At 67.8% G+C, this 13,885-nt stretch carries 14 protein-coding genes; 7 read left to right on the top strand and 7 right to left on the bottom strand.

Annotation, left to right across the window (positions count from 1 at the left end; all coding sequences use genetic code 11):
• Window positions 1–79: 79 nt before the first annotated feature.
• The 3 genes from E4341_RS10465 to E4341_RS10455 are packed head-to-tail and all read left to right on the top strand — an operon-like array spanning window position 80 to window position 2,336.
• Window positions 80–646 carry a shikimate kinase gene (locus tag E4341_RS10465; protein WP_165117140.1) on the top strand — a complete coding sequence of 189 codons (567 nt, stop codon included), beginning with the start codon at window positions 80–82 and terminating at the stop codon, window positions 644–646.
• On the top strand, window positions 643–1,749 hold the full coding sequence (gene aroB / locus E4341_RS10460; RefSeq protein WP_165117138.1) for a 3-dehydroquinate synthase: 1,107 nt from the start codon (window positions 643–645) through the stop codon (window positions 1,747–1,749). Before E4341_RS10465 ends, aroB begins: the two co-directional genes overlap by 4 nt.
• On the top strand, window positions 1,749–2,336 hold the full coding sequence (locus tag E4341_RS10455; protein WP_165118703.1) for a GNAT family N-acetyltransferase: 588 nt from the start codon (window positions 1,749–1,751) through the stop codon (window positions 2,334–2,336). Before aroB ends, E4341_RS10455 begins: the two co-directional genes overlap by 1 nt.
• Here E4341_RS10455 and E4341_RS10450 read toward each other — a convergent pair.
• From E4341_RS10450 to tadA, 3 genes are read right to left on the bottom strand one after another with little or no spacing between them, the layout of a single operon-like run.
• Complete coding sequence (locus tag E4341_RS10450; protein ID WP_165117136.1) at window positions 2,333–3,379, bottom strand: nitronate monooxygenase family protein; 1,047 nt, start codon at window positions 3,377–3,379, stop codon at window positions 2,333–2,335. The genes E4341_RS10455 and E4341_RS10450 overlap by 4 nt on opposite strands.
• Window positions 3,380–3,419: 40 nt before the next feature.
• Window positions 3,420–3,845 (bottom strand): MliC family protein, encoded by a 426-nt coding sequence (locus tag E4341_RS10445; RefSeq protein ID WP_082464998.1) that lies wholly within the window; start codon window positions 3,843–3,845, stop codon window positions 3,420–3,422.
• A gap of 50 nt (window positions 3,846–3,895) precedes the next feature.
• A complete protein-coding gene (gene tadA / locus E4341_RS10440; RefSeq protein ID WP_165117134.1) occupies window positions 3,896–4,354 on the bottom strand; it encodes a tRNA adenosine(34) deaminase TadA in 459 nt (152 codons plus the stop codon).
• Between the two features lie 12 nt (window positions 4,355–4,366).
• Between tadA and E4341_RS10435 the strand changes: the two genes are divergently transcribed.
• From E4341_RS10435 to rsmD, 4 genes are read left to right on the top strand one after another with little or no spacing between them, the layout of a single operon-like run.
• The gene (locus E4341_RS10435; RefSeq protein ID WP_055753422.1) at window positions 4,367–5,923 is read left to right on the top strand and encodes a pseudouridine synthase; all 1,557 of its coding nucleotides are present in this window, start codon (window positions 4,367–4,369) and stop codon (window positions 5,921–5,923) included.
• Window positions 5,924–5,946: 23 nt separating this feature from the next.
• Entirely contained in the window at window positions 5,947–6,357 is a 411-nt protein-coding gene (locus E4341_RS10430) for a GFA family protein (RefSeq protein WP_066551267.1), read from the top strand.
• A gap of 29 nt (window positions 6,358–6,386) precedes the next feature.
• Complete coding sequence (locus E4341_RS10425) at window positions 6,387–7,031, top strand: TMEM175 family protein (protein ID WP_165117132.1); 645 nt, start codon at window positions 6,387–6,389, stop codon at window positions 7,029–7,031.
• Entirely contained in the window at window positions 7,031–7,606 is a 576-nt protein-coding gene (gene rsmD, locus E4341_RS10420; RefSeq protein WP_055804707.1) for a 16S rRNA (guanine(966)-N(2))-methyltransferase RsmD, read from the top strand. The genes E4341_RS10425 and rsmD overlap by 1 nt, the downstream gene beginning before the upstream one ends.
• A gap of 38 nt (window positions 7,607–7,644) precedes the next feature.
• Here the strand turns inward: rsmD and E4341_RS10415 are convergent, their stop codons facing one another.
• The 4 genes from E4341_RS10415 to topA form a co-directional block, all read right to left on the bottom strand.
• The gene (locus E4341_RS10415) at window positions 7,645–8,097 is read right to left on the bottom strand and encodes a low molecular weight protein-tyrosine-phosphatase (RefSeq protein ID WP_205751274.1); all 453 of its coding nucleotides are present in this window, start codon (window positions 8,095–8,097) and stop codon (window positions 7,645–7,647) included.
• A 7-nt stretch (window positions 8,098–8,104) separates the two neighbouring features.
• Window positions 8,105–9,040 (bottom strand): gamma-glutamylcyclotransferase, encoded by a 936-nt coding sequence (locus E4341_RS10410; RefSeq protein WP_165117130.1) that lies wholly within the window; start codon window positions 9,038–9,040, stop codon window positions 8,105–8,107.
• 112 nt (window positions 9,041–9,152) lie between these two features.
• Window positions 9,153–11,042, bottom strand: coding sequence for a DNA mismatch repair endonuclease MutL (mutL, locus tag E4341_RS10405; protein WP_165118699.1), 1,890 nt, complete (start codon window positions 11,040–11,042; stop codon window positions 9,153–9,155).
• Window positions 11,043–11,126: 84 nt separating this feature from the next.
• Entirely contained in the window at window positions 11,127–13,751 is a 2,625-nt protein-coding gene (gene topA, locus E4341_RS10400) for a type I DNA topoisomerase (protein WP_165117128.1), read from the bottom strand.
• Window positions 13,752–13,885 lie beyond the last annotated feature (134 nt).

The following is a 13,885-nucleotide window of genomic DNA, read 5'->3' as shown; positions in this document are numbered from 1 at the left end:
TAGAGGTTTTCTGGATCATGCCTGCCCGCGCCGCCGCCTTCGCCTTCCTCTCGACCGACCGTTCCGCCGGAGCCGCCGGATGAGGCGGCGCGCGAATCCGGGTCCGACCCGCACCATAGCCCTGGTCGGCCTGATGGGGGTGGGCAAATCGTCGGTCGGTCGTCGGCTGGCCAATCGGCTGCGACTGCCGTTTGCGGACGGGGATGTAGAGATCGAGGCGGCGGCCGGGATGACGGTGTCGGAAATCTTCGCCGCCCTGGGCGAGGCCGAGTTCCGCGCGGGCGAGGCGCGGGTGATCCGCCGCCTGCTGGAGGGGCCGCCCATCGTCCTGGCGACCGGCGGCGGGGCGATGATGAACCCGGAGACGCGGGCGTTGCTGAAAGCCAAGGCCGACACCGTCTGGTTGAGGGCCGATCTGGCGGTCATTGCGGAGCGGGTGGCGCGGCGCGACACGCGGCCTCTGCTGCGCGGCAAGGATCCGCTGGAGGTGCTGACCGGCCTGGCCGAAGCCCGCTATCCCATTTACGGCGAGGCCGATGTGACCGTGGACGTCGGGCAGGGCTCGCACGGCCAAGCGGTGGACGCCATTCACAAGAACCTGCGCCGGCACTGGCGCCAGAGACGACGCACGGAGACCCCGCAATGACGATCATTCCGGTCAGCGGCGGGGCCTTTGCCGCCTATGACGTGGTGGTGGGACGCGGGCTACTGGCGCAAGCCGGCGCACGCATCGCGGCGTTGGCCAAGGGGCGGACGGTCATCGTCACCGACGAGACGGTGGCGGGCATCCACGCCCAGGCCCTGACGGCGTCGCTGAGGGCGGCGGGCGTGACCAGCGAGATCGTAGCGGTGCCGGCAGGCGAGGGCTCCAAGTCCTTCGCCGAGCTGGAACGGGTGCTGGATCGGCTGCTGGAGATCGGGCTGGATCGGAAGGACGTGGTCATCGCCCTGGGCGGCGGGGTCGTCGGCGATCTGGCTGGTCTGGCGGCGGCCCTGTTCATGCGCGGCATCGACTTCGTTCAGATCCCAACGACCCTGCTGGCCCAAGTGGATTCGTCGGTGGGCGGCAAGACGGCTATCGATACGCCGCGCGGGAAGAACCTGGTCGGCGCCTTCCATCAGCCGCGTCTGGTGCTGGCCGACATCGACGTGCTGGCGACCCTGCCGGAACGCCAGGTGAGGTCCGGCTGGGCCGAGGTGCTGAAACACGGGCTGATCTGCGACGCGGCCTTCTTCGACTGGCTGGCGGGCGAGGGGGCGGCGGGCGCTAAGGGCGATGCGGCGGCGCTGGAACGGGCGGTGATCCGCTCGGTCGAGATCAAGAGCGCGGTGGTCGGCGAGGACGAAAAGGAGGCGGGGCGACGCGCCCTGCTGAACCTGGGCCACACCTTCGGCCATGCGATCGAAACCGAGGTCGGCTTCGACGAAGGCGCTTTGGCGCACGGCGAGGCGGTGGCGCTCGGGTGCTGCATGGCCTTCCGATACTCGGCGCGCGAAGGGCTGTGTTCGGCCGCCGATGTCGAGCGGGTCGAGGCGGTGGTCGCGGCGGCGGGTCTGCCGACGCGGCTGGATCAGGCGGGATCGTTCGCGGCCGACCGACTGCTGGCCCTGATGGCCGGGGACAAGAAGGCTGAGGGCGGGGCGCTGACCCTGATCTTGGCGCGCGGCATCGGCCAGGCCTTCGTCGCCAAGGGCGTGGATCCGGCCAAGGTGCGGGCCTTCCTGATCGAGGAAGGCGCGACCGCGTGATGCAGATCGCCTCGGTCCCTCTGGAGGATCGCTTCGTGCGGCTGGAGCCGTTCGAGGAGGGAGTGGAAGCCGAGGTCAAGGCCGCGCTGGATTGCGATCCCGAGGCCTGGAGCATCATGGTCGCGCCCGCCTATGGCGATCATTTCGAGGCGTGGTGGAACGCCGCGATGGCGGCGATGCAGGCGCAGACGCGGATCGCCTATGCGGTGCGGCGGCGCTCGGACGGGGCGGTGGTCGGGACGACGAGCCTGTATGAGATCAACCCCGCCTATCGCCGCTGCGAGATCGGCTCGACCTTCTATCGGCCCGAGGCGCGGGGCGGGGCGATCAACCCGGCTTGCAAGCGGCTGTTGCTAGGGCATGCCTTCGACGCGGGCGCGGTGCGGGTCGAGATCATCACTGACACCGTCAACGCCCAGAGCCAGGCCGCGATCCTGAAGTTGGGCGCCAAGGCCGAAGGCGTGCTGCGCAAGCACAAGATCACCTGGACCGGCCGGGCGCGCGACACCGCCATGTTCGCCGTCATCGACGACGACTGGCCCTCAGTGCGCGACGGGTTGGATCGACGACTGGCGGCGTTGGTCTAGGCCCGCATCTCCTCGATCAGAGCCGCGATCAGGTCGGCGGCGGGCATGGCGCGCGCCAACGGGGCGCCCTGACCTGCCCATTGGGCTCCGAAGCCGGTCTCGCCAGCGGCCTTTGCGGCGGCGTTCAGGGCCTTGCCCGCATCATAGGCGACCGGGTAGTCCGGGATGACCGCCGTCGTCTGCTCGCCCCACTCGGTGAAACGATTGCGCAGGCAGCGGGCAGGGCGGCCCGAGACGGCACAGGTCATGGTGGTGTGGTGCGCGGCGTCGCTGCTCAAAGCGGCGCGATAGCCCGCGTCGGCCGCGCTTTCTGGACAGGCGATGAAGGCGGTGCCGAGCTGAGCCGCGACGGCGCCGAGGTCGAGGGCGGCGCGGACGCCTCGCCCATCCATGATCCCCCCGGCAGCGATGACTGGCAGGCCGGAGCGCATCACCAGAAGACGGGTCAGCGCCAGCGTCCCCAGGCGGCTGTCCTCGTCGTCGGGGTCGAGCATCCCGCGATGGCCGCCGGCTTCCCAGCCCTGGGCCACGATCGCGTCCATGCCGGCTGTCTTGCAGGCCAGGGCTTCGTCCAGATTGGTGGCGCTCGCCAGCAGCAGGCATCCGGTCTGTTTCAGCGCGCGAATCCGCTCGGCGTCAGGCAGGCCGAAATGGAAGCTAACTACGCGAGGCGCATTGGCGAGCAGGGCCGACAGCATGGCGTCGTCGTCGGCGAAGCTTTGGTAGATGGCGGCGAGTCCGGCGGGCGGGGTCGCGCCGAAAGCCTCGAACTGCAGGGTCAGAGCGTGAAGCCAGGCCGTTTCGACGATCTTATCTCTTCGCGGCGCGGCATGGACGAAAAGATTGACGTTGAAGGGGCGGTCGGTCAGCGCTCGCGTCTCGGCGATCATCCGGCCCGCGCCGTCCGCATTCGTCGCGCTAACGGCGATGGAGCCCAGCGCGCCAGCGTTGCAAATGGCGGCGGCCATTCGGGGCGTCGAGACGCCGGCCATCGGCGCCTGGATGATCGGAGCGGTCAGGCCGAGCTGTTCGATCAGGGACATGAGGTTGACGTATGCAGCCGCGCCACCTCTCGCAACGCGATCAGTCGACTGCGCGGCATTCCGTCGGCTGGCGACCCTCGACAGACCAGGTGGCCAAAACGCCCTTGCCGCGCAGTTCGACGTTGGAGGCGCGATACCAGATGCCGTCGGCGGCGCGTTCTTGGTACAGGTCGATGGCCTCGCCGGACGAGTTGCGGATGGTGGCCATCTGGCGCGGGTTGTCGAAGTCGACTGACAGACGCTCGCCATTGTCGCAAAGATAAACGGTGTGGACGACGCGGTTCAGGGTGCGGTCCTGGATTTCGGCGCCGGTGCGCTGGCGGGCGGTCTGGGCCTGGATGGCGCGTTCCTTGACCTCGTCGCCGGTGCGCGGAGCCTTGTCGGGATCGGCGCCGCAGGCGGTGAGGAGGGCCAAGGCGGCTAGGCCGCTGAACACGATCGACTGCGGCAGATCCGGCTTGAACAAGGTCTTTTCCCTCCACGGCCCCGCCCAACGGCGCAGCTTTTCGCGGCGTTCTAACGTGCGCCGCCTGTCGCCGTTCCCCGTCTTTGACGGAAGAAGGATTTGAGCAGCGACGACGCCTCGCCCGCCAGAAGGCCTGAGTCCGTGGTCGGGCGCCAGTGGCAGGTGGGTTGTTCGAACAGACGCGGGCCGTGGATGACGGCGCCGCCCTTGGGATCGTCGGCGGCCCAGACCACGCGGCCGATGCGGGCGTGGCTGATGGCCCCGGCGCACATGGCGCAGGGCTCCAGCGTCACATAGAGGGTCAGGCCGGTAAGGCGATAGTTGTCCAGCGCCGTCGCCGCGCGCCGCATGGCGACGATCTCGGCATGGGCGGTGGGGTCGCGAGCTGCAATCGGACCATTGGCGCCGGTCGAAATTACCTCACCTAAGGCGGGATCGACAAGAATTGCGCCCACGGGCACCTCTCCTGCGTCCGCCGCCGCTTGCGCTTGGTCCAGCGCCATGCGCATGAACCGCTCATCATGGTCCGCCATACAGACGACAACGACAAGAAGCCCCGCGCCCGTCAAGACGAACGGTCGCCCCGGCCCTTTAAATCCTCCGGTCCCCGCAAGAGCGGCGACGGGACGAGATCATTCGGCGACAAGCCGCGCGGCCCTCGCGAAGACGGCGCCAAGCGGTTCGGCGACAAGGCCGACCGCCCACGCAGCGACAAGCCGCGCAGCGACCGGCCCCGCACCGACAAGCCGCGCAGCGATGGGGGCGGCAAGGACGGCAAGTCCAAGACGCCGGACACGCCTCTGCGCGCTGAGCGAATCGCCAAGACCATGGCCCGCGCCGGCATCGCCTCGCGCCGTGAGGTCGAGCGTCTGATCGGCCTGGGCAAGGTGGCGGTCAACGGCCGCATCCTGGACACGCCCGCGACCCTGGTGACGCGCGACGACGTGATCACCGTGGACGGCAAGCCCATCGGTTCGACCCAGGCGACGCGGGTCTGGCGCTATCACAAGCCGGCGGGCCTTTTGACCAGCCACAGCGATCCGACGGGACGACCGACGGTGTTCGACGCCCTGCCGGCCGGCTTGCCGCGCGTGATCTCGGTCGGGCGGCTGGACCTGGCGACCGAAGGCCTGCTGCTGCTGACCAACGACGGCGAGCTGAGCCGGGCGCTGGAGCTGCCCTCGACCTCGCTGGTGCGTCAGTACCGGGCGCGGGCGCGGGGCAAGATCACCCAGGAACAGCTGGACGCGCTGAAGGACGGCGTGGTCGTGGACGGCGTCGCCTATGGTCCCATCGAGGCCAAGCTGGACAAGGCCAAGGAGTCGAAGTCCGAAGACGGCAAGGCGCCGGCGAACCTGTGGATCTCGGTGTCGATCACCGAGGGCAAGAACCGCGAAGTCAGGAAGGTGCTGGAGTCCGTCGGCCTGACGGTCAACCGGCTGATCCGCCTGGCCTACGGCCCGTTCCGCCTCGACGTCCTGCCCATCGGCTCGGTGGAAGAGGTCGGGCCGCGCGTGATCCGCGAGCTGCTGGCCGACTATATCCGGCCCGAGAACCTGCCGACCGGCAATACGGTCGAGACGCCCGCGCCCATCCCCGGCCGTCGGGTCTCCACGCCCATCGTCAAGGGCCGGTCGGGTTCGGCCATGTCGGACCCGTCGCGCAAGCCCAGCCGCGTTCGCGCCGCCGAGACGGCCCAGGCGGACGCGGTCGAGCGCCGCGAGCGTCCGCCCAAGAAGGAAGGCTGGGCCAAGGCCGCGCCCAAGTTCGAGCATTCCAAGAGCTTCAAGCCGCGCGAACGCACCGCGCCGGCAGGCGATCGTCCGGCGCGTGAAGACGGAGACCGGCCAAAGCGCGCCTTCAAGCCGCGCGACGACCAGTTCATCGACGACCGGCGCGGCAAGCCCGGCGCCAAGCCGGCGGGACGCGCCGGCTCCGGCCCCCGCGCAGGCGGTCCCGGCGGAAAACCGACCGGCGGCCGCGACTTCAAGCCTCGCACGGGCGGCGGCGGCAAGCCGGCCGGTCCGTCCGGAACGAGTGGACGCGGGCCAGGAGGCAAGCCGCGCACGCCCCGCTGAGGCTCGCCGCCGAGGACTGAGCGATGACGATCTCGACCGGGCGGTGCCTGTGCGGCGCCGTCACCTTCACCGCGACGCCGAACGGCGGGATGCACGCCTGCCACTGCCCCACGTGTCGGCGGCAGTCGGGCGGTATCCTGTTCAGCGTGGACTGCGGCGACAGCGTCGCGGTCACGGGCGAGGTGGCGACCTATGTGTCGTCCGACTGGGCGACGCGGCAGTTCTGCCCCGCCTGCGGGACCGGCCTGTTCTGGCGCTCGAACGACGGGGCGATCACCATGGTCTCGGCCCAGGCCTTCGACGACCCGTCGGTCTTCGCCCTTGAGGACGAGTTCTGCATCGAGAGCAAGCCGGCGACCTATGCGCTGGCGGGCGAGCGGCCGCGCCTGACGACGGACGAGCTATGGGCGCAGTTCGCGCCGCCGCAGGATTGACGACAAGGGTTGCGACAGGGGGAATGGCGATGAACACGACGACAGCGGACCTGAGCCCGGCGAAGGGCGATCACAGCCTGGAACGGCTGCTGCTGTTCTCGGACGGGGTGTTCGCCATCGCCATCACCCTGCTGGCCATCGAACTGCATGTGCCCGAAGGCTGGAACGGACAGTGGGCCAGCCTGTGGGCCGAGCGGTGGCCGATGTTCACCGCCTTTGCGCTCAGCTTCGCCATCATCGGCGTCTTCTGGAACACGCACCGGCGGGTGTTCGCTCGCATGACCGGCTTCAGCAACGGGGTGATGCTGTTCAACATGCTGGCGCTGGCCGGGGTGGTGTTGATGCCGTTCGCCACGACCCTGCTGTACGAGCAGCCGCGCAACGGCGAGGGGGCGTGGATCTATCTGAGCTTGGTGGCGCTGGTCGGCGTGATGCACGCCGGCGCCTATGGCTGGGCCGCCTTCGTGACCGATGCGATCCGGCCGCGACCGCATTGGGCGGTGCGCGCCACGGTGGTCGTGACCCATGCCCTGATGCCGGGGCTGGCCTGCGCGCTGAGCTTCTTCCTGATGGCGCGGGGCGTGGGGCTGCTGGCGGCCGTGACGGCGCTGGCGCTGGGGCTGCTGATCGCCGGCCGGGTCTGGGTCGGTCGGCGCTTTGGCGGAGCGGCCTGATGCGGATCGTCGCCGGAAGCCTGAAGGGCCGGGCCATCGTCGCGCCGGAGGGGCAGGGCACACGCCCGACCTCGGACCGCGCGCGCCAGGCCGTCTTCAACGTGCTGGAACACGCCGCCTGGGGCGAGAGCCTGCAAGGCCTGCGGGTCATCGACCTTTACGCCGGTTCGGGCGCCCTGGGGTTCGAAGCGGTCAGCCGGGGGGCGGGCTTCTGCCTGTTCGTCGAGACGGACGACGGCGCGCGCGGCGCGATCCGCGAGAACGCCGACGCCTATGGGCTGATGGGACGCACGCGGGTGCATCGCAGGAGCGCGACGGACCTGGGCGCGCGGCCCGGCCCGATCGCCGAGGCGTTCGACCTAGCGTTTCTGGACCCGCCCTATGGCAAGGGGCTGGGGGAGCAGACGCTGGCGCGGCTGATCGAGGGAAGCTGGCTCAAGCCCGGCGCCCTGGTGGTGTTCGAGCGCGGGTCGGACGAGCCGGAGATCGACACCCCTGGCTATCAACGGCTGGACGCGCGCGACTACGGCGCAGCCAGGGTGCTATTCCTCAAGGTTTCGCCGACAGCAGAGTGAGGCGACGCTGCCCGTCTCCCAACGGGGGGGGGGGAGGGTTACAGTTTGGCGACCAGACCGCGCGCCGCCGCCGTCACCTCGGCCCAGGTGATCTCGAAGTCGTCGTCGTCGCCGAAATAGGGGTCGGCGACGGCCTGACCCTCGCGGCCGGGGACGTGGTCGAGCAGCAGGCTGAGTTCGGCGGTCGCATCGTCAGGACGCAGACGGCGCAGGTTTTTCAGGTTCTCGTGGTCCAGGGCGATCACATGGGTGAAGCGCCGAAAGTCCGCCTGCGTCACCTGCCGCGCCTTCAACCCCGAAATCTCGACCCCATGCCGCCGCGCCGTCGCCTGCGCCCTCGGGTCCGGCGGCTCGCCCGCATGCCAGTCCCCGGTCCCGGCGGAATCGACGATCAGGTCGAGACGGAGCCGCTCCGCCTCGGCGCGCAGGGCGGCCTCGGCGAGGGGGGAGCGACAGATGTTGCCGAGGCAGACGAAGAGGATGGAAGGCATGATGTTATTACTTGTCGTGTCGTTCTGCACCGTCAGGATGGCTAGTCCATCCACATGATCCGCAAGTGGTGTAGTAATCCCCGTCCGGAAGTATTCCAGCGTCGTAATGCGAACGAATGTTACGGGATGTACATTGTGCGCATTCTTCCACGTTATCGGTACGGTCTCTAACTAGGATTTGGATCGAATGGCCGAAAACCATATCGCACGCATGAAGTGCGATTGAGGCTGCTGTCTGATTAGCGTTGCGATCATGAGTCAGCCAATTGACTAGTGACCATGTCTTGTCAGATGTCGTCTTCAGAAACTGTCTGAGTTCCTTGTTTGCGTCTCCTGGGCAGAGCTGATTTATTATCAGGTCCATCCAGCCTTTAAAATTGGCTTCTTGAGGTGCTTCGCCCTCGATTATCACCTCCATCCGCCTGCGCAATGCTGTACTGAGCGAGATAAGGCACTCTCGCAACTGCATCCCTACGGCTTGGTAGTGGACAGCCTCAATGGCTCTTTCATAGGCGGCTTCAGCCTGTTCCCTGCGCCGTGCGACTTCATCAAATGGGTCGGGATTTTCTGCGTCAGGTCCGTTGGGGTTACTGCGCATCCTCATCATGAGGCCGATATGAAATGATAGTGTGTAATCTAGACTTGGAAAGAGATCTTTTGAGTATAAGTTTAATAGGTTTGAGATGACCCACCATTGGCCGCCATCCGTGGTTACATCCCATATGTCATAAGAGTCTCCCAAGACATATTCTGTCTTTATCTTCTCGACATTTGTAACGGTATTCCCTGACTCGATTTCCACATACCTGGAAACGTCACGTTCTACATCTGGATCACGTGCGAGGTTATAACGACCAGCAATCTCCGGCGGAATAACAGACGGTATTGTGCATCCCGAAGATGCATCTTCAGCGGCGTCGCGATCTTCGTCTTTTTCCAACATGTTGGAGACCATAGCTTCAAGCGTTCTGTGTGATAGGGCGTTACGTATCGTGGAATGCACGTTCTCAGCGGCTCAACGCGCATCTAGGCGCGCACTAAACAACTCTTTGCCCTCACCGCCGCCCGAACAGCTTCTCCAGATCGTGCAGCTTCAACTCCACATAGGTGGGGCGGCCGTGGTTGCATTGGCCGGAGTGGGGGGTGGCTTCCATCTGGCGGAGAAGGGCGTTCATCTCCGGCGCCGAGAGGACGCGGCCGGAGCGGACGCTGCCGTGGCAGGCCATGGTGCCGCAGATGGCGGCGAGGCGTTCCTTGAGCGACAGGGCCTGGCCGTGTTCGGACAGGTCGTCGGCGATGTCGCGGATCAGGCCCTGGACGTCCGTGTCGCCCAGCATGGCCGGGGTCTCGCGCACCAGGACGGCGCCGGCGCCGAAGGCCTCGACGATCAGGCCCATCTCGGCCAGTTCCTCGGCCCGCCCGGCGACGCGTTCGGCCTCGGCGGGGTCCAGATCGACCACCTCGGGCGTCAGCAGGGCCTGGCGGGTCACGGCCCCCTCGGCCATCTGGGCCTTCATCCGCTCATAGACCAGCCGTTCATGCGCCGCATGCTGATCGACGATGACCAGGCCATCGCGGGTCTGGGCGACGATATAGTTGGCGTGGAGCTGACCCCGCGCGGCGCCCAGGGGGTAGTCGAGGGGGTCGGTCGGTTCAGTGGCGAGTGGCGAGTGGCGAGTGGCGAGGTCGCTGTGCTGCGCGGGTTGCGACGGCCATGAGGGGCCGTCCCAGCTGGGTTCGACGCGGGCGCTGCGTTCGTTGAGGCCGGGTAGGACCTGGGCGGCGGCGGCGGGCTGGGACCAGCCGGTCCAGCCGCTGAAGCCTTGCGCCGAGGGGGCGCTGGGACTGTAGGCGGGGCCGGTGGAGAGGCCGGTGTGGGCCTGGAAGCTGGACAGGGTGTCTGCCGCGACGGTGGTGGAGGCGCGGTGGCCGGCGGCGTGCAGCGCGTGCCTCAGGGCGCCGACGATCAGGCCGCGCACCAGGGCCGGATCGCGGAACCGGACCTCGGCCTTGGCCGGGTGGACGTTGACGTCGACATAGAGCGGATCGATGTCGAGGAAGAGGACGGCGGCCGGGTGGCGGTCGCGCGCCAGGAAGTCGGCGTAGGCGCCGCGCAGGGCCCCTTGCAGCAGGCGATCCTTCACCGGGCGGCCGTTGACGAACAGATACTGATGCGCCGCATTGCCGCGCGAATAGGTGGGCAGGCCCGCATAGCCCGACAGGCGCACGCCGTCGCGCGCCTGATCGATCAGCAGGGCGTTGGCCTCGAAGTCGCGACCCAGCAGGGCGGACAGCCGCTTCAGCCGACCTTCGTCGCCGGGGTGTTCGGCGGGCAGGCGCAGGGTGACCTTGCCGTCCAGCGACAGGGTGAAGGCGACGGCCTCATGCGCCATGGCCTGGCGCTTGATCTCTTCGGAGATGGCCATGGCCTCGGACCGCTCGGACTTCATGAACTTGAGCCGGGCGGGGGTGGCGTAGAAGAGGTCGCGCACCTCCACGCGTGCGCCGTGCGGGCCTGGGAAGGGGGCGGGGGCCAGGGGACGGGTCTCGCCACCCTCGACCGTGATGGCCCAGGCGTCGGTTTCGTCGCGGGATCGGGTGGTGATCGACAGGCGGGCGACCGAGCCGATGGAGGGCAGGGCCTCGCCCCGGAAGCCCAGGGTGTGGATGCGCAGCAGGTCCACGTCGCCGGCGTCGTCGGGCTCCAGCTTGGACGTGGCGTGGCGTTCGATGGCCAGCGGCAGTTCCTCGCGCGGAATGCCCTTTCCGTCGTCGGCGATCAGGATGCGCGACAGGCCGCCGCCGTCAGCCTGGATCTCGATGTTGCGGCCGCCGGCGTCCAGGGCGTTCTCAACCAGTTCCTTGATGGCACTGGCCGGCCGCTCGACCACCTCGCCGGCGGCGATGCGGTTGACGGTTTCGGGGGAAAGGCGGCGGATGGGCATGAGCAGGCAAAGATAGGGCGCGGGGGGGATTCGCGCCATGAGGCTTCGTCTCCTCCCCACGTCACGGGGAGGAGACATTAAGCATCAGTCTTCGGTCTTGGACTTGGCGGCCTTCCTCGCCGGAGCCTTCTTGGCGGCCGGTTTCTTGGCGGCGGCCTTTTTCGGAGCGGCTGCCTTCTTGGCGGGCGCCTTCTTCTTGGGCGCGGCGCCGGCCTTTGCGGCCAGCAGTGGCAGGGCGTCTTCCAGGGTCAGGTCTTCGGGCGCAGTGCCCTTCGGCAGCGTGGCGTTGATCTTGCCGGACTTGACGTAGGGACCGAAACGGCCGGCCATGACGTGGATCGGCTCGCCCGTTTCCGGGTGCGCGCCCAGATCCTTGAGCGGGGCTGTCGCCGCGCCGCGACCGGGACGACCGGCGCGCTTCTCGGCCAGCAGGGCGACGGCGCGGTTCAGGCCGACCTCGAACACCTCGTCGATGTCCGTGACATTGGCATAGGTCCCGGCGTGCAGGACGAAGGGTCCGTAACGACCCAGGCCCGCCGTGATCATCTTGCCGTCCTCGGGGTGAGCCCCGACCTCGCGCGGCAGGGCCAGCAGACGCAGGGCCTGGTCCAGCGACAGGGAGGCGGGCGACCAGCCCTTGGGCAAGGACGAGCGTTTGGGCTTGTCGCCCTCGGGCGGCGTGATTTCGACGTAGGGGCCGAAACGGCCGATCTTCAGCTGGACCGGCTGGCCCGTTTCCGGATCGATGCCCAGCTCGCGGTCGCCGCTCTCGGCCGAGCCGTCCTCAGCCGACGGGCTGGCGACGGGGCGGGTGTATTTGCACTCCGGATAGCGGTCGCAGCCGATGAAGGCGCCGAAGCGGCTGGTCTTCAGGCTGAGCTGGCCCTGGTGGCAAAGGGGGCACTCACGCGGATCGGTCCCGTCGCCCTTGTCCGGGAAAATGTGGGCGCCGAGGCTTTCGTTCAGGGCGTCCAGAATGGCGGTGGTGCGCAGTTCGCCGGCGGCTTGCGTCGCGGCGTGGAAGTCCTGCCAGAAGTTGCGCAGCAGCACCTTCCAGTTCAGCTGACCGGCCGAGACCTCGTCGAGCTGGGTCTCCAGCGCGGCGGTGAAGTCGTATTCGACCCACTTCCTGAAGAACTGCTCCAGGAAGGCCGTCACCAGCCGCCCCTTGTCCTCGGGATAGAAGCGGTTCTTGTCGACGCGGACATATTCGCGGTCGCGCAGGGTCGACAGGGTCGAGGCGTAGGTCGAGGGGCGGCCGATGCCCAGCTCTTCCAGCTTCTTGACCAGGGTGGCTTCCGAATAGCGCGGGGGCGGTTCGGTGAAATGCTGATCGGTGCGGATGGCGTCGACCTTGGCCTTGGCGCCTTCCTTCAGGGCGGGCAGGCGGCTGGTGTCGTCGCTCTCGTCGTCTTCGGCGCCCTTCTGCTTTTCGTCGCGGCCTTCCTCATAGACGGCGAGGAAGCCGTCGAAGGTGACGACCTGGCCGGTGGCGCGCAGACCGGTCTGGCCGTCGGCAGTCTCGATGTCGACGGTGGTGCGGTCCATCCGGGCCGCCTCCATCTGCGAGGCGACCATCCGCTTCCAGATCAGTTCATACAGGCGCTGAAGATCGGATTCGAGGCGCAGGCTGTCGGGATGGCGGGCGATGTTGGTCGGCCGGATCGCTTCGTGCGCTTCCTGAGCATTCTTGGCTTTAGTTTTGTAATAGCGCGGTTCTTGCGGGACGAAGGCCGGGCCGAACGCCTGGCTGATGACCTCGCGCGCCTGGGCGATGCCCTCGGGCGTGGTCTGAACGCCGTCGGTCCGCATATAGGTGATCAGGCCGCCGGTCTCGTCGACCCCCTCGTATAGTTTCTGCGCCGCCTGCATGGTGCGCTGGGCCGAGAAGCCCAGCTTGCGCGCCGCCTCCTGTTGCAAGGTCGAGGTGGTGAAGGGCGGGGCCGGATTGCGGCGGACGGGCTTCTTCTCCACCGCATTGATGGTGAAGTCGCCGGCGGCGATGGCCGCGCGGGCGGCGGAAGCCGTGGCCTCGTCCTTGATGTCCAGCCGCTGGATCCGCTTGCCGGCGTGCTTGACTAGGCGAGCGGTGAAGGGCGGGCTGTCGGCGTTCAGGTCGGCCTCGATGGACCAGTATTCCTGAGCCTTGAACTTCTCGATCTCCATCTCGCGATCGACGACGATGCGCAGCGCCACGGATTGGACGCGGCCGGCCGAGCGTGCGCCCGGCAGCTTGCGCCAAAGGACCGGCGAGAGGGTGAAACCGACGAGGTAGTCCAGCGCGCGGCGAGCCAGATAGGCCTCGACCAGCTCCATGTCGATCTGGCGCGGATTGGCCATGGCCTCGAGCACGGCGGACTTGGTGATGGCGTTGAAGGTGACGCGTTCGACGTGGGTGTCCTTCAGCGCCTTTTTCTTGTTCAGCACTTCAAGCACGTGCCAGCTGATGGCTTCCCCCTCGCGGTCGGGGTCGGTCGCCAGGATGACGCGGTCGGCGCGCTTGGCGGCCTCGGCGATTTCGGACAGGCGTTTGGCGCCCTTGGCGTCGGCCTCCCAATGCATGGAGAAGTCGTCGTCAGGCAGGACCGAGCCATCCTTGGATGGCAGATCGCGGACGTGGCCGTACGAGGCCAGGACCTCATAGTCCGAGCCCAGATACTTATTGATGGTCTTGGCCTTTGCGGGGCTCTCGACGATGACGAGGTTCATAACGGTCCGGTCTCGGGAAGGGGCGCGAACGTGGTTGGAGCGGAGCCGTGAGTCAATCGCACCTGTCGTCTTACACCCTAGAGTAGTTGCGTTTTAATACGGCCCGGTTAGATTGTGGACCTGACAACGGAGAC

Source organism: Brevundimonas sp. 'scallop' (assembly GCF_011045535.1).
In the GTDB taxonomy this organism is placed as follows: domain Bacteria; phylum Pseudomonadota; class Alphaproteobacteria; order Caulobacterales; family Caulobacteraceae; genus Brevundimonas; species Brevundimonas vesicularis.
The sequence above is the reverse complement of the archived record's forward strand: the minus strand, read 5'-3'. Positions and strand labels throughout refer to the sequence as shown.

What these genes read in the sequence shown, in the direction of transcription:
- E4341_RS10410 (WP_165117130.1), bottom strand. Translation starts at nt 9,040, where the DNA reads ATGTTGGAAAAAGACGAAGATCGCGACGCCGCTGAAGATGCATCTTCG.
- E4341_RS10425 (WP_165117132.1), top strand. Translation starts at nt 6,387, where the DNA reads ATGAACACGACGACAGCGGACCTGAGCCCGGCGAAGGGCGATCACAGC.
- E4341_RS10450 (WP_165117136.1), bottom strand. Translation starts at nt 3,379, where the DNA reads ATGTCCCTGATCGAACAGCTCGGCCTGACCGCTCCGATCATCCAGGCG.
- rsmD (WP_055804707.1), top strand. Translation starts at nt 7,031, where the DNA reads ATGCGGATCGTCGCCGGAAGCCTGAAGGGCCGGGCCATCGTCGCGCCG.
- aroB (WP_165117138.1), top strand. Translation starts at nt 643, where the DNA reads ATGACGATCATTCCGGTCAGCGGCGGGGCCTTTGCCGCCTATGACGTG.
- E4341_RS10415 (WP_205751274.1), bottom strand. Translation starts at nt 8,097, where the DNA reads ATGCCTTCCATCCTCTTCGTCTGCCTCGGCAACATCTGTCGCTCCCCC.
- topA (WP_165117128.1), bottom strand. Translation starts at nt 13,751, where the DNA reads ATGAACCTCGTCATCGTCGAGAGCCCCGCAAAGGCCAAGACCATCAAT.
- tadA (WP_165117134.1), bottom strand. Translation starts at nt 4,354, where the DNA reads ATGCGCATGGCGCTGGACCAAGCGCAAGCGGCGGCGGACGCAGGAGAG.
- E4341_RS10455 (WP_165118703.1), top strand. Translation starts at nt 1,749, where the DNA reads ATGCAGATCGCCTCGGTCCCTCTGGAGGATCGCTTCGTGCGGCTGGAG.
- mutL (WP_165118699.1), bottom strand. Translation starts at nt 11,042, where the DNA reads ATGCCCATCCGCCGCCTTTCCCCCGAAACCGTCAACCGCATCGCCGCC.
- E4341_RS10465 (WP_165117140.1), top strand. Translation starts at nt 80, where the DNA reads ATGAGGCGGCGCGCGAATCCGGGTCCGACCCGCACCATAGCCCTGGTC.
- E4341_RS10435 (WP_055753422.1), top strand. Translation starts at nt 4,367, where the DNA reads ATGGTCCGCCATACAGACGACAACGACAAGAAGCCCCGCGCCCGTCAA.
- E4341_RS10430 (WP_066551267.1), top strand. Translation starts at nt 5,947, where the DNA reads ATGACGATCTCGACCGGGCGGTGCCTGTGCGGCGCCGTCACCTTCACC.